General features: G+C 39.7%; 12 protein-coding genes. All 12 read left to right on the top strand.

From position 1 onward, the window contains the following. The first annotated feature begins 180 nt into the window (after positions 1-180). The gene (locus LRL21_RS46370) at positions 181-600 is read left to right on the top strand and encodes a Ku protein (RefSeq protein WP_338044678.1); all 420 of its coding nucleotides are present in this window, start codon (positions 181-183) and stop codon (positions 598-600) included. A 1-nt stretch (position 601) separates the two neighbouring features. Next, positions 602-796, top strand: coding sequence for a Ku protein (locus LRL21_RS46365; protein ID WP_338044677.1), 195 nt, complete (start codon positions 602-604; stop codon positions 794-796). Positions 797-856: 60 nt separating this feature from the next. Then, complete coding sequence (locus tag LRL21_RS46360) at positions 857-1,033, top strand: hypothetical protein (RefSeq protein ID WP_338044676.1); 177 nt, start codon at positions 857-859, stop codon at positions 1,031-1,033. Positions 1,034-1,270: 237 nt separating this feature from the next. Next, the gene (locus LRL21_RS26100; RefSeq protein ID WP_240418706.1) at positions 1,271-2,083 is read left to right on the top strand and encodes a TnsA endonuclease N-terminal domain-containing protein; all 813 of its coding nucleotides are present in this window, start codon (positions 1,271-1,273) and stop codon (positions 2,081-2,083) included. Positions 2,084-2,097: 14 nt separating this feature from the next. Next, a complete protein-coding gene (locus LRL21_RS26095; protein ID WP_240418705.1) occupies positions 2,098-4,275 on the top strand; it encodes a Mu transposase C-terminal domain-containing protein in 2,178 nt (725 codons plus the stop codon). Between the two features lie 17 nt (positions 4,276-4,292). Then, a complete protein-coding gene (locus LRL21_RS26090; protein WP_240418704.1) occupies positions 4,293-5,969 on the top strand; it encodes an ATP-binding protein in 1,677 nt (558 codons plus the stop codon). Between the two features lie 560 nt (positions 5,970-6,529). Further along, positions 6,530-8,104, top strand: coding sequence for a TnsD family Tn7-like transposition protein (locus LRL21_RS26085; protein WP_240418703.1), 1,575 nt, complete (start codon positions 6,530-6,532; stop codon positions 8,102-8,104). Between the two features lie 430 nt (positions 8,105-8,534). Continuing rightward, entirely contained in the window at positions 8,535-9,512 is a 978-nt protein-coding gene (locus tag LRL21_RS26080; RefSeq protein WP_240418702.1) for a hypothetical protein, read from the top strand. Positions 9,513-9,528: 16 nt separating this feature from the next. Then, positions 9,529-11,811 carry a hypothetical protein gene (locus LRL21_RS26075; RefSeq protein ID WP_240418701.1) on the top strand — a complete coding sequence of 761 codons (2,283 nt, stop codon included), beginning with the start codon at positions 9,529-9,531 and terminating at the stop codon, positions 11,809-11,811. A gap of 81 nt (positions 11,812-11,892) precedes the next feature. After that, positions 11,893-12,564, top strand: a complete 672-nt coding sequence (locus LRL21_RS26070) for a pilus assembly protein (protein WP_240418700.1) — start codon at positions 11,893-11,895, stop codon at positions 12,562-12,564. Then, on the top strand, positions 12,546-13,076 hold the full coding sequence (locus tag LRL21_RS26065) for an A24 family peptidase (RefSeq protein ID WP_240418699.1): 531 nt from the start codon (positions 12,546-12,548) through the stop codon (positions 13,074-13,076). The genes LRL21_RS26070 and LRL21_RS26065 overlap by 19 nt, the downstream gene beginning before the upstream one ends. A gap of 18 nt (positions 13,077-13,094) precedes the next feature. Continuing rightward, positions 13,095-14,798, top strand: coding sequence for a DUF6382 domain-containing protein (locus LRL21_RS26060; protein ID WP_240418698.1), 1,704 nt, complete (start codon positions 13,095-13,097; stop codon positions 14,796-14,798). Positions 14,799-14,800 lie beyond the last annotated feature (2 nt).

Genomic DNA, 14,800 nt, shown 5'->3' with positions numbered 1-14,800 from the left:
AGGGGTGTGCTGTCCAAGTCTTCTAGGGGGCTAAAAAGCAATTACTGGGCATAGACGCGTTCTTGCTGGTCTTTCTTCCGGTCTTCAATTGTTTGCTAATTTTTCGAAAGGATCACTTCCGAGTATAAATCTATATTCACTGGTTAGAATGATAATAGTAAAGTTGAGGGGGTTCTAATTTTGCACACCATTTGGAAAGGCGCTATCTCATTCGGATTGGTACATATTCCTGTCAAAATGCATTCAGCAACAGAAGAAAAAGACATATCCATGAAATCCATTCATAAAGATTGTGGAACCAATCTCACCTATGTTAAAGTCTGCCCATCCTGCGAAAAGGAAGTTCCTATAGACCACATAATCAAAGGTTACGAATATGATAAAGGGAAGTTCGTTATATTTGAAAAAGATGAGTTAGAGCAGCTTCTACCGGAGAATACGAAGGAAATCAAAATGTTAAATTTCGTTGATCTTCATGAGATCGATCCAATATATTTTTTCAAAAAACGTATTATCTCTCACCAGGGGATTCAAGTACCAATGCATATCGTTTGCTATATGTGGGGCAATCCGTACTACAAGAAAAATAGGAATCTGTAAAGTGTCCATTCGTTCAAAAAGTAGTCTTGCTGCGCTACGAGTTATTGATCAATGTATAGCAATGGAAACAATATATTATCCAGATGAAATTCGGCCCGTACAATTGGTTCCAAATTTGCAGTTCAATCGGGAAGTTAGCGAAACTGAGCTGAAAATGGCGCATATGTTAATTAATCATTTATTCAAGCCATTTTAACCAACTATTTATCAAGATGATCATTGAGAGCAACTAGCTTCATTAATTCAAAAGAAAATCATGGGCAAAGAAATTCATGCCCCTCAGATCGTAAATAAATCATCAGTGTTGGATCTAATGTCAGCTTTACAGGCAAGTTTAAATTCGTATATAAAGATCGAGGAAACTAAAAAATCAAAAACAAAGCGAATATCCTCTGCAAAGCAGATTTCTACAGGGACAGAAGAAACAGCATAAGAGTAATGAGTTTAAACGCAGACTTAAAATTTAAAAGTCAGTTGCTCCTGGTTTTGTAACATCTAAGACATTGGCGCAAGTGATTGAATACATGCGAACGCATGAGTGGAAGATAGAAGAGTTAGTTAGAGTCAAGAGCCAGAATTAGGAATTCTAACGATGCAAGTTGGAAATAAAGAATAATTTTTTGGTGAAATATGCCAATTGCAATATCGAAGCAGACGGAGTGTCAAAAAAATGGCTAAATTCAAGTATGCAATTGATGAGAATACCATCGCTAAGCGACTGAAAGAAGAGAGAGGAAGCGGTATAGGTATAGAATATAAACCGTGGATTTTTGTACACGAGGTTCCTTCTATTGGAAAATCAAGTATTCGATACAGCTGGACAGTAGGACGCGACCATCACTTCTTATCATTGCTAGAAGCAATGTATTTTTATTTATTGGAATGGGATGACGATGTCCTCGATTTCAGAGAACAGTTTCCCCTTTTACCAAGAGAAGAAACACAGTCAATAGCTGCGGAGCTTGGAGTTAAGCATCCAACTGACCCGAAAACAAAGGTTGAAATAGTTATGACGACCGATAATGTTATTACCCAGAAAACTCAATTTGGTCAAGTTATTAAAGCGCGATCCGTAAAATATGAAGATGCGCTTCAAAAGCGAAGGAATGCTGAGAAACAGCTGATTGAGAAGATATATTGGTCAAGAAGAAAAGTGGAGTGGAATGTTGTGACAGAAAACTCTATTCACATTCCCAAGGTTCAAAATGTACAAATGTTTCATAAGTTAAGAAGCAAGTTCGGATTATTTCCGAATGTTGACGAGTCACTTCTGAAGACTATGGAGGAGAAGTTAATAAAGCTGTTGCCAGGAAACAATAAAATCTTGGCTGATATTACGGATGCAGTGGATAAACATTTCAATGTTCCAGCTAGTACAAGTATTACAATTTTAATGCATCTGATTGCAAATAAGCGATTGATGATAGATATGGATGTACTATTTAATCCATGTAAACAAGTCAATATTTCACTAACAGTCTAAGAGAGGGATTTCTAATGCAATTTGTGAGTATTAATCAAGTTGTTCAATGGGCACCATTTGAAGCAGATAATTCAGTTTTCGAACGCATACTATATTTAGAGCATAAAACTGATCGCATGCATGTGATTGATTTAAATAAGGATGACTTTTCATTTGAACGCTCGATAGAGGATGTGACAAAAGCACTAACAAATGGTGAAGCACGAATTGTCAAGTATATCTCAGAAGTAGAAAAGAAATCATACGATCTCTTACCTGATGAAAGAAAAAGAGAGATAGATGAATCCTGGAACTACCTGAAGGAGTACCTTGAAAATGAACCATATATCTTCATGAGCGAGTATCGCGGACCAATGGTAACGGAACTCAAAGCCAAGTCTTTATATTCTATTCCTAAGTTGCATCGGCTGCTAAAAAGATATTGGAAATCAGGGAAGCTAAAAATAGGATTACTTAATCGATACGACAACTGTGGGGGACCTGGTAGTGATAAGTTGGCTACTGAAACCACAAAAAAACGAGGCCGAAAACGTAAAATTACAAAGCTTGAACCTGAAAAAGTCGGAGTTAATACAGATGCAACCATTCATAAAGATATGTTGATTGCATATAAACAATTCCACCTTAGAGAAAAGCTTTCATTGAGGAAAGCCTTTAAAAAAATGCTTAGAACCTATTATATTAGTCATTATGAGGAAAACAATGGTCAAACCAAACCGATTCTCTTACCTGAAGAAGAACGACCTTTGTTTAAAACGTTTTATTACCACGTTAATAAATTTAAAAATGCAAACTTTATTGGTACTTCACTAGCCCTGATTGGTGATCGGAGGCACAATCTGGATAAGAGAGCTAAAATTGGGAATCAAACGAAACAAGCATTGATTCCAGGTTCCATATTTCATATTGACTCAACTATAGCAGATACTTATCTGGCAAGTAGCTATCGCTCTTACCTACCCATTGGAAGGCCAGTAATTTATTCTGTGATTGATTTGTTTAGTCACTACATTGCAGGAATTTACATAGGGTTTGAGAGATCCTACATCGGGGCTGCCATGGCCATCTATAATACAGGTTCATCAAAAGTAGATCTATGTCAACGGAGTGGCATGATAATCATGCCAGAAGAGTGGTCATTAGCTTGCTTACCTCGACAATTTACTGCAGATAGAGGTGAATTGTTAAATACAAAAATTACAGGCCTCCGAAATATTCTTGGTGTAGATATTGAGTACATGGCTCCGTATCGCGCAGATTGGAAAGCGCTGGTTGAAAGCTTTTTTAATGTTTATAATGTCGAAGCCATTTCTAGATTGCCGGGAGAAGTTTCAATTGAAATGCGGCGTAGAGGGGATCCAGACCCTAGAACAAAGGCCGTATTAACACTTAAAGAATTTTCACAGATCATGTATGATTTAGCCATTTGGCATAACAACATTCATTATATGGAAGGTTATTCTCTAGATGACGATATGATTGCTGATGGTGTGAAGCCTATTCCACGTGAGTTACTAGAGTGGGGGATGAAACGTAAAGGGCACTGTTTCAGAAGTTTCGATGAAGAAACCTTAAAAATTAATCTTTTACCAACCGAGACAGGAAGAATTACGAATTTGGGCATTAAATTTAAGGGACTACATTTTAGCTGCGAACAGGCTATACGTGAAGGGTGGTTCGTAGACGGTAATCCACGTATCGGAAAAAAGTTAAACATCGCATATGATCCCAGAGTTAGAGATAAAGTCGTATTAAAAGGAGATAATGGAGACGGTTACCTTGAACTCAGAATGATCAATTCGGATCCTAGTACTCTTGATAAGTCATGGGATGAATACCAGCATATTCAAGAAGTTCTTGGACTTGAACGAGAACAATATAGGCCAATTGAAGAGCAAGCGGAAGCTGAGAAGGATTACCGCAGAGATATTATTGTTGAAATGGCAAAAGCACTTAAACCAGAAAGTGGGTTAAGCAATGCCAAGCTAATTGACGGTATCGCGGAACGTACAGCCTTAGAAAAGGAAATAATGCGTTTAACCGAAAATTTCCTGTCTGACGATAACAGTGAACTGCAAGAAGTTCAACGTAATTGCTCCGAAGAACCGCCAGAGGAAATTTCGAAAGCTCCGGTGAATCAAAACTTAGGAAATTCTAGGATTCAAGCTTTACTAGCGGCGCAGAGACAGTAAAAGACGAGGTGAATAGTATGGATGTTTTTGGAGAACGACTTTCATTTCTTAGAGGTGAAGATGTTGTGGCTTCTTATAGAAGAACAGAGATTGCTAAATATCGTGACAACCCTTTAATCGAAGCCCTTCAGTCAATACACGATGTTCCTATAGTAATCAAGAAACTGACCAAGAAAGTTTCTTTCCATGAGCGGGATAGATCAAAGAACACAATACTTAGGCTTCATTGTATTTACGATCTCCCGCGGCTCGTTCAACCCCTAGAAAACCATCTACGTATAGAGCAGAGCCTGTCTATCTTGATACGTGATGGTTATGTTGACCGAAATCCTCTCACAGTGAATGGTGTTAGAATACGAAATGAGGCAGCCGATAATGTCGCCAAGGCGATGGAGGCATTTGAGCAATCAAAGAAAACTTCTCAAACCGTTTCATTTGATAATAAATCCTATAAGACTTCAGGAGGAGGGTTATCAATAATCGGGGTCTCTGGGATGGGGAAGACAACAGCGATAAATAACATCCTAATGACAATGTATCCTGCTCAGGTTATTCGACATGGTCAATATAAAGGACGAAATATCAACTCAACGCAGATAGTTTGGTTAAAACTGGAATGCCCACCTAAGGGTTCGATTAAAGCATTATGCCTAAATTTCTTTCAAGTTCTAAAAGACCTTGTTGGAGATGAACACTATGATAAATTTATTATTAAGGGTACTGTCGAACAAATGATCCCTGTCATGGCTCAAATGTGTGCGACGTACATGATTGGTGTTTTAATCATTGATGAGATTCAACATCTAAGTGGAAATACGGATGTAGAAGAGCATATGCTTAATTTTTTTGTGACGTTAAAAAATATGCTGGGTATTCCAGTTGTGCTGATTGGAACCAACAAAGCTTGGGAAATGTTATCAAAAGAGTTTCGACAGCTTCGTAGGGCTTGTGAGCATTTTGGAGTTGTATTTTGGGAGCGAATGGAATTCCGACCTCTTGATGCACCATTCGATTCCGCAACTGGTATGGAGTGGGAAATTTTTCTAACTGCATTATGGAAGTATCAGTGGACTCGTAACCCAATTGAAATAGATGATTTGTTAAATCATGCTATGTATGAATACTCCCAGGGAGTTACGGATATCGCTATTAAGCTATTTATGGTTGCTCAGTGGAGGGCTATCAATAATGAAACAGAGTTTCTAACTCCTCAAATCATCCGAGATGTAATTGATAACGAATTGTGTGCACTAAAGCCAGTACTATTAGCGCTCAAACTAAATGATTATGCAAAGCTTGAGTCTTTAAAAGATATTTATATTAGGGATTTGAAAATTGATAAGTTTTTTGATAGGGCTTTATCAGAATTAGCTAAGAAACAGTTTACTGCTGCAAAAGCCGAATCTGATAGCAACTCAAAGGATGAAGTAGATGTTGCATATGAAGCAACTAAATGGTTAATGGAAGCCCAGGTTCCTGCACATCAGGCTGATTTGATTGTAAAATCATTAATCGAGGGGAACAAAAGCATTCTGCTTCCTGAATTAAAAAACGCAGCATTTCAGGCTTATACGAAAATAAAATCGAAAGTAGAACGTAAGCAGAGATCAGGTGAAAATAGAAGAAATAAACCTGATGTACAAAAGTTGCATGCTGAAATTAGTGAAAGTACTTTGAAAATCGGTAGTATATAAAGTACATAAGTCAGGAATATCTAGATTGAACATGTTTAGTGAATGAGTAGTATTGGCAATCTCATAAGCAATATTTAAGACCCCAGGGTTTTTATTGAGTGAGGGGCGTCACCACTGGCTGGTTTAACCTTCTCATTTTCTATGAGAAAAGCAAGTAAAATATGGAGTGGTGAGTCCACCCACGAAGAATGACGTTAAAGATGCGAAAGTGATCGTACAACAGCTTGAGGACAGGAGAAAAGCTTGTCGAGCCGCCTACACAGGGTGTATGAAAAAATCTTGCTTAAAAGGTGATTCCTGTACTTTACTGAACAGGAGTCACTTTTTTTTGAAGTCAATTAATAACTATACGAGCATTGTAGTTGGAAGCTCGGGGACTTCATTATTGTAAACTAGACCAATGAAATGTGGCCCCCATCAACCATCGCAGAGTTGGTATATGACATTTCTATAGCTATTTAGATTCAAAAAATAGTGATAAGTTCAATCAGTTAAATACATTGCATAATCTTGGAAAAATTCGTTCATAATAAATAGAAACTTAATGAGGATGTCATGATTTGCTTTCACACTTCGTATTACCGCCACCACTACCAGATGAGGATATTCGAAATATTGTTTACAGGCATTATAAAGCGAGAGGGAGCATTCATTTTGACCTGATGTATAAGGAATTATTCGGCATTCGCTCTGGTTTTAATGCTGTATTTCCAAAAAATATTGGCGATATGCTTAATAAAATCCCAGGTGAAAACTCCTACGTTTTGGCTGAATTTCTAATGCAGCATTCGTATTTACCATTAGTTTGTCTATTTTTAGAAGAATCAGATATTCAAAATGCAACCCAAATAATGGATCACTCTGAAACTAATGACCCGTTATTGGTTGGGCAAAATCTCATTGTGTCAAGTGAAATTAATTATTGTCCAAAGTGTGCATATGATGATTATAATATGTATGGTGTTACCTATGTTCATAGGATTCACCAAATACAAAAAATGGATATTTGCAAAATACACCACGTGAATTTAATCTCAAATTGTCCCTGTTGTAAAATGCCTCTTGCCAATAATACAAAGAGGAATCAGTTATTAATAAAACCATCATGTACCAGTTGTGGCGCTCTATTAATTGAGTACAGAAATGAGGTTAGTAGAACTTCTGACTTAAAGATAAAAATTCTTGATGATATAGTGTTTCTCTTCTCAAATAAGTTAGGGTTACTTAATATTGAAGTACTTAGAAGTAAAAACCTACATTATGCACTAGCTAATAATTTGTTGCGGAAAAAGGGGGTATTTGAAGATGAAAAATATCGAATTTTGATCAATTCCCATTTCGGTGAGAACAATTTAAAGGAAATAGGTATCACAACAGAGTCAAGTGTGATGACCTTTTCGCTGAGTAGTTTAGGTGTTAAGCAAAACTCGCTTCTGATGCAAATATTAAATATGAGGTTTTTTACTGGAAGTGCAGAAAATTTTATTTTGAATCCATTACCGGTGATAGTTTCTAATTTACCTCCGTGGGATTTAACCTACTATAAATGCCCAAACAAAAATTGTGACCAAAAGTTTAACACTTACAAAAGATTTTTTGATAAAAAGAAGCAGGTTTTTATGCGCAAATATACATGTGCAAAATGTAAAATTGGTTTCAGTACAGATGATGAGGGCGGATTTTCTAAAATAACAATCTTCAAAAGTCCCGATGAAATCAGAAAAAATGTAGACTCCTTAAAAGGGAAGTATTGGAACAGTAGAAGTAAGGAATGGTTTGGAAAACTAATCCAATTATACTCTCAACATAGAGAATATAAGTATGTAGCAAGTGCGTTAAGATGTGCCCCTACAACTGTAAAAAAATATCTTCAAATTTACACAGAAAATGGTAATGATATAGATGTATTGCTAAAATTGACAAGTGGTGAAAAATATTCTTACTCTAGAATAAATGATCTCAGAGAAAAGTCATTGAAGATTATAGCCGAGAATAGTGATATTAATCTGACTCAACTAAGTTTAGCTATTGGAAAATCAAGTTATGACTATATGATAAAACATGATAAGGAATGGACAAAAGAAAACTTTCCACCCAAAAAGTATTTCTCTAAATCAAAAATTAAGAATGTTTAGAGTATAACAAAATTTTGTGTGGAGTTGCCGCGAGCAGCTCCATTTTATGTTTATTTTGTAAAAAACATCGTGAAACCAAAGATATTATTCATAAAATGAACAAAAAAATGTAATATATTTGGCAATTTTTGTTTAATTGGTTACAATAGTAAACACTAGTAACGAACTTTAATTTCCGATTTTTCAGCGTGTTGGCTTGGAGAGTTCAACATACTAACGAACTTAATAGCTTATAAATATTATTTATGGACCTAGCATTTACTGGGTTTTGGGTAACAATCTTTAATTTCCTGAATCAACAACTAATCAATCTAACACAATCAAATCTGATTCAGATTCGCTTAATCCCAAATAAGTGGGACACATTTATTGTGGAATGATTACAAAAAAACGAAGGAAATTACCAATACTTGGATTTTGCAGGCTGCCATTGCTTCGCGAAACCCGTGGTACCTTCACCATCGAGGCCAGCTTTGTGATGCCGCTCATTCTGCTCAGCACGTTGTCGCTCTTATTTCTGGCGTTATTCGTCTTTCAGTCCTCATCCGCCCAGCAATCTGCAGGGATTGCGGCTGATCGTGCTGCTTTTACATGGGATAACAGTACGAAGAATACGAGCACAGGGGCCTATAATGTTGGTGAGGATGATGGATTGTATTGGAGGCTGCACAGTGATAGCATTTCGGATCTATTTGCGTTCCTGATTCCCAATGCGGCTTCACAGGTAACCCTGCCTACTACAGCGTCTAGTGGAGATCGAAGTCCTGAGGAAAAGCTGCGTCGTGTAGGTGCTACGATTTCCAAGGAATGGAACGGGAAGATGCAATATCGCAACAGCGGCATATTTAGGGAGGTGTCCGTCTATCTCAATAAACCGTTTCATTCACCTAAATATGCGGAAAAGCTGCTCATCCATGAAGTACAGTCCACGGCACAAGCTCAAGTGGTTGATCCCGTAGAATCGATTCGTATTATTGATCTGACACGAACATTTATTAGTGAAGTGAAAGGACGTTTGTCACCACGTGCTGCGGTTGAAACTTTTATAGAGCCCACCTCAGTTCCTGAACCTCGTGCTGTCATCAATAGTCATGCGACTGCAGTTAAATACTTACAAACGCTTGTCAACGGAAAGGCCGAGACAGTCAGGGTAAATGCTGCAACGGAGCGTCAAGTAGACGCCTTGGATGCCAATCAGGTTGCACATCAAGCCTTTTACACCTTTAATGAAAGTCAGCTTCGACAAGTCCAAATGCCTAAGGATGCGGAGCTGCTGCAAGAGGGTACCCAGATCAAGGGGGTCGTCTGGCACTTCTTTAAACAATCCAGCAGAGACACGGTGACGCTCTCGGCCAGCTTTAGACAAGAGCTTCAGCGCAAAGGTATCGTTATAGTTATCCATGAATAATAAGGGGGTATGGCGTTTGAAGTGGCTGCGGAGGCTGATAAAGGAACAGCGGGGTGCGGTCTCCTTGTATTTAATTTTGATCTTGGTTCCTATGTTTTTATTTTGTGCATTACTGATCGATTTCTCTAGAATTAAGGTTGCCGAGAAGGAAGCTGAAAATGCAGTTAAAACGGGAGTTCGTTCTGTACTGTCGGCCTTTTCCCCGCAGCTGCACAATTATGGTTTGTTTGCACTTGATCAGGAACAGGAAAAAACGGAAGCACTTTTTCTTAAAACTGTCGACGGCAATCTTTCGGGCTCCATCCAGGCGGCATATTTCCAATTTATTGACCATCGTTTGGATAAATCTGATTCCAGTATAACTTCGATGTATACATTAGCCAGCCATAAGGTGTTCAAAAAACAAGTTCTGGAGGAGATGAAATATCGGGCACCGATGATTTATGCTTTGGAGCTGGCTGATAAATTTAAAAAGACGGGCCTTGCCACCACAATGTCTCAAGCCCAAAAATTTTCAAAAAATGCAATTTCGATAGAAAAATGGATTGAGGATCGTGATGATAAGCTGGACGATGCGTGGGATGCGTGGGAAAGCATGTACCATAAAGCACAAACGATGCATCCATTTTATAAAACTCAATTATCAGATTTAAACAAATTAAGCGAAAAGGTGGGTATTCATAACGTAGATGAAGTCAGGCAGTCTCTGAATGAAGCCAAGATGCATCTAAAAAATCTCGAGGAGCAAATTAAAAGCATTGATAAAAGCATTGAATCCCTGGCGAAGGCGGGAGCGGGAGCCGCAGATTCGATTCGGGGGCTTTCTGAAAGCAGAAACAAGCTCAATGAACAATTGAACGAGGTGTTTTACAAAGTAAGCGATCTGGAGGAGCTACTGGAAGATACAATTAAATATGCCAGCCTGCTCACCGTACTTAAGCTTCGTTCGACATCAGATTTAACTGCTTTAAAAAGCTCTCTTGATAAGTTCGAAACAGCGCTGAATGCGGCCAAAACGGCGAATGATAAGCTAAACGCAGAGCTGAGCACTATAGATTCCAGTTCTACCGGTGCGTCCGAATACCCTGCGGATCAGGTGTTTCAAAACATACATAGGATCAGCAGACAGGAACTGGATGACTATGGAGCTCAAGCAGCGTCTAGTGTGGCACTATTTTCGGGTTTGCAGGCACAGCTTGGCAGTATCTGGTTGTTTGATGCACAAAACTATCAGAATGCAGATAAAGCCAATGAATCATTTTGGCAAAAAGCGAATGGTTTGTTTACCCAGCAAAGTCCCAAGGAAGCGGCTCGGAATAAGAATAGGGACAGTGTAAAGACTTCAAAACGGGAACAAAGGAAAAAGGCACAGCCTTATCTTGATCAGATTACGAAGGCTATGGGCAGCTGCAGTCTGATACAAACATCGGACCCTTATAAAGAGAGCTATATTCGGCTTCAAGGAGATCCATCGAAAGGATCAGTCGGCTATTATCAAGGGTACATGATGACCAATGAACAAGCTAATATGGCCCAGCCTGTTCCTAATCTCGATTTCAAAGATGCTGATAAAGCTAACGACAGTGCAATGAGTTTAATTACTTCGTTCGAATCCATTTTGACTGATGTGCGTGATGAGTTCTATATAGATGAATATGCACTAAGTAAATTTAATTATCGTACGCTCGGGCTGGAGAAAGATGTGAGTGGATCCATCAAGGTGTCCAAAGAAGCATCTCAGCCGGGCAGCCATCCGTTGACGAATCAAGAGGTCGAATATTTGTTGTATGGAGGTAACTCCTGCTTGAGCAATTACTCAATGGCCTATGGTGAAATGTTCGCCTTTCGTTTGGCAGTGGGTACAGCGGAAGCTTTATTGGAGCCCCATATTCAAGCCATGAATGCAGGATCCCCCTTATTGATGCTGCTGGCAGCAGTGGCTGAAGGTGCTGTGAAAGCACAGCTGGATATGCTCAAGCTGGTACAGGGGGACGCTGTTCCTTTGGCTAAAAAGCTGGGCAATCTCGTTACCTTGACTTATAAAGATTATTTGCGGATTTTCCTTCTTATTCATAGTCGAGATAAGGTGCTGATGTCTCGCATGCAGGCATTGATTCAATTAAATACAGGGAAAGATTTACAATTGAGTACAACTTATGTGTCAGGCACCGCTGCTACCTCAATAAGGCTGTGGTTTTTACCGGGAATTATGAAAATGCTTGGATCAACACAGCTGTCTCCCTGCGAGGTGAATGGGAATCGGTGCCAGCTTATACGAACAGGTGCAATGTCTTACTAGCAGCGGGGTAAGTCTTACATAGAAAGCAGTTTTGGCAGCAGTGCTTTTAGTAGTTTTACGGAGGTTTTGAGGAGGTGAAAAGTGAAGTTTATTCATAGGGAAGAAGGCGGTATTGTATTGGAGGCTTCGCTCGTTCTGCCGCTATTTTTATCTTTTATTTTATTATTAATTGCATTTATTCAAGTATCACTGGCAGAAATGGCTTTACAATCGGCTGTATCCGATACGACCAAGGTAGTCGCAACCAATATGTATCCGATTGATCTAATCTATCAGGAGGCCAAATCCAAGTGGGGTCAAAGCTCAGCCAAGGGTCTGATAGATACAACGCTGGATAAAATCGATATGGTTAGATCGAAGGCTGTGCAAGGTGAGGAATTTGTTGATGAATACGAAAGATGGATCCCTGAGCCTGTCGTCAAGCTAATGCAATGGGAAAAAACTCAGCGAGAACAGCTCGAAGCATTGAGTCAAGCAGGGACCGAAGAGGCCAAACAAAAAATCGAAGCTATCTACAAGCCTCTGCTGAATAGCGTAGTGACACCGCTGGTTGTTACGTATGCCAATAAATCTCGGCTAAAGCCCGAAAGACTGCAGGTAACGAAAGTCATTATGCCCGATTTGAACAACAAGGAGGAGGCATTTATCGGAATTGAAGCCCAATATGAGGTGCCGCTGACGGTCCCTTTTTTCAGAAAAGCAATTGTGATTCGTAAGCATGCCTATGAGCACGCATGGGTAGGGGGAAGCTGATGGGGATGATGCTGCTGACAGGCGGGCTGCTCACCGCAGCCTTCATCACGGACATAACAAAAAGAAAGATTCCTAATATACTTTGCGCTGCGGGTTTTATAGTGGGAATTGGATTTCATGCTTTTATTTCGGGTGGTGCGGGAATTGGCTATGCGCTGCTTGGTGCTCTGTTAGGGTTCGCTCCATTGCTTATCCTGTATATGATTCGTGCAGTTGGAGCGGGAGATGTAAAGCTTTTTGCAGCGATTGGAGCTTTGAGCGGTGGAGAGTTTGTGCTGCAAAGCTTAATGTATTCTTTAATATACGCCGCTGTGATCGGCTGTCTGATTTTGTTCTGGCGAGGTGAGTGGAAGACGCGAGGAGGTCCTATCTATACGATGTTGATGGGGATACTGATTTGGAAGCGACTCAAACCGCTCGATACGTACCGTAAATCAGCTCATCATATCCGGTTTCCATTTATGTGGGCAGTTATGCCAGCAGCCGCAACGGTATTTTGGCAATTTAGTTAGTGAAGGAGGTCAGCATCGTTGAACGCGCTGTTATATGGTTTAAAGGTCGATTTTGTAACACGCAATGGACATTACATGGTGCTGTCTGCTGATGACGGACTGCACAGGGATCAGCTTTCAGACTTTCAAGTGAATATGCTGCTTGCTAATAAAATTCCGCATTTACTTGATCTTCAGGTGGAGGAACGGGATCAGCAGATTAAGCTATATTACAATATTACAGGCAAAAAAATGTTAACCCAGTGGCTGCGCATGGACACTATGAGTATCAAGCAATTTTTTTCTTTGTTATATGCAATTGTAGATATTGTCGGAGAAAGTAATGTTTACATGCTTCAGGAAGGCAGGTATGTGCTCAAAGAGGATTATATTTACTGCGGGGAAGATTTGACCGACGTTCATCTGACCTACATTCCAAAAGACACATTATCCGAAAAAAACGCCGTATCTGTAGACCTGCAGCATTTGGCGTCACGCTTAATTCATAAAGTATCCGAACTGTCAGGCAGCGGCTATCAGGAGATCATGAATTATTTAATGGAGGAGTCATTTAATATACCTGTGTTCAAGCAATTGCTGCTGAAGCATCGTAATCGTCTTGGACAAGTCTCAATACCTCATGAGCATGGTACGAAACAAAGGGAATTTGCTCAGACCCAGCCAACGGTCTCCTCAACGATTTCACATTCCAGTAATACTATTAATAACAGTGTCGGCTCGACAACGTCACAACAAGCCAAATCATCGTTCGCCCCATCGACTGGAGCGCCGATTTCAGCAGCGCCTTCGACAGCGGCATCTGTTGATCCAAACCCTGTTCTGCCTTCGTATGCGCCACCAGCCTTTTCACCATCCTGGTTTGAAGAGGACGATCAAAAGGAAATTGCTGATAAAAGAAAGAAGTTTCAATTTCCTGCGCTGCTGGTCGGTTTACTTGTACTTTGTCTGGTCTGGAAGTTATATTTGGATCATCCGTCAGAAGGCTGGCTTTTTATATGCGCCGGTTTGTCTGTGCTAGTTATTGATCTTGTTTTTATTGTGTTGAAAATCTGGTTGCCAGGTTCGAAAGCGGCTGAAGCTGCTTCATGGGATTCGGTTCATAATGAACTATCCCAAGAACGGCAGCTGCTTCAGACGTCTTCAGGCTTACAGCCTTTTTTTAATCCTAATCCTAATCCAATACATTATCCAGAAAATTCCAATACTAACAACGGTGTAGTACATCATGCAGGTCGAGAACCTGCTGGACTTCCGGGATCACGTTTGGAATCAAGGCTTGAAAGCTTGAAGCAGGAGCCATCCTTGGTCAAGGAAACAGATTCTTATTATAAAAGTCTTGATCAGCACACGACTTTGTTAACTCCACAGGATGCCACCGTTTTTTTAAGCGCTTCCTCCTTACAGCTTGGCGTCAAAACAGCTCGACCTTATCTTGAATGGAGCTTGAATGGAACAACCCAAGTGACCAAGCTGGAGAAATTCCCATTTGTATTGGGGAGATCCGGTTCAGGAGTTGATTATGGGCTTGAGGAGCCTGGTGTATCCAGACTGCATACCGAATTAACATTGGAAAATGGTTTGTACATGATGAAAGATTTAGGATCACGCAATGGAACCCTCATAAATGGTGAAATTTTAGTGCCATACCGGATGTATTCTTTGCAGGAAGGTGATATAGTTAGAATCATAAGCACTGAATTTGTATTTAAAATGGGGTCGTAGGG

This window comes from Paenibacillus periandrae (genome assembly GCF_022458865.1).
GTDB classification, from domain to species: Bacteria; Bacillota; Bacilli; order Paenibacillales; family NBRC-103111; genus Paenibacillus_S; species Paenibacillus_S periandrae.
The sequence above is the reverse complement of the archived record's forward strand: the minus strand, read 5'-3'. Positions and strand labels throughout refer to the sequence as shown.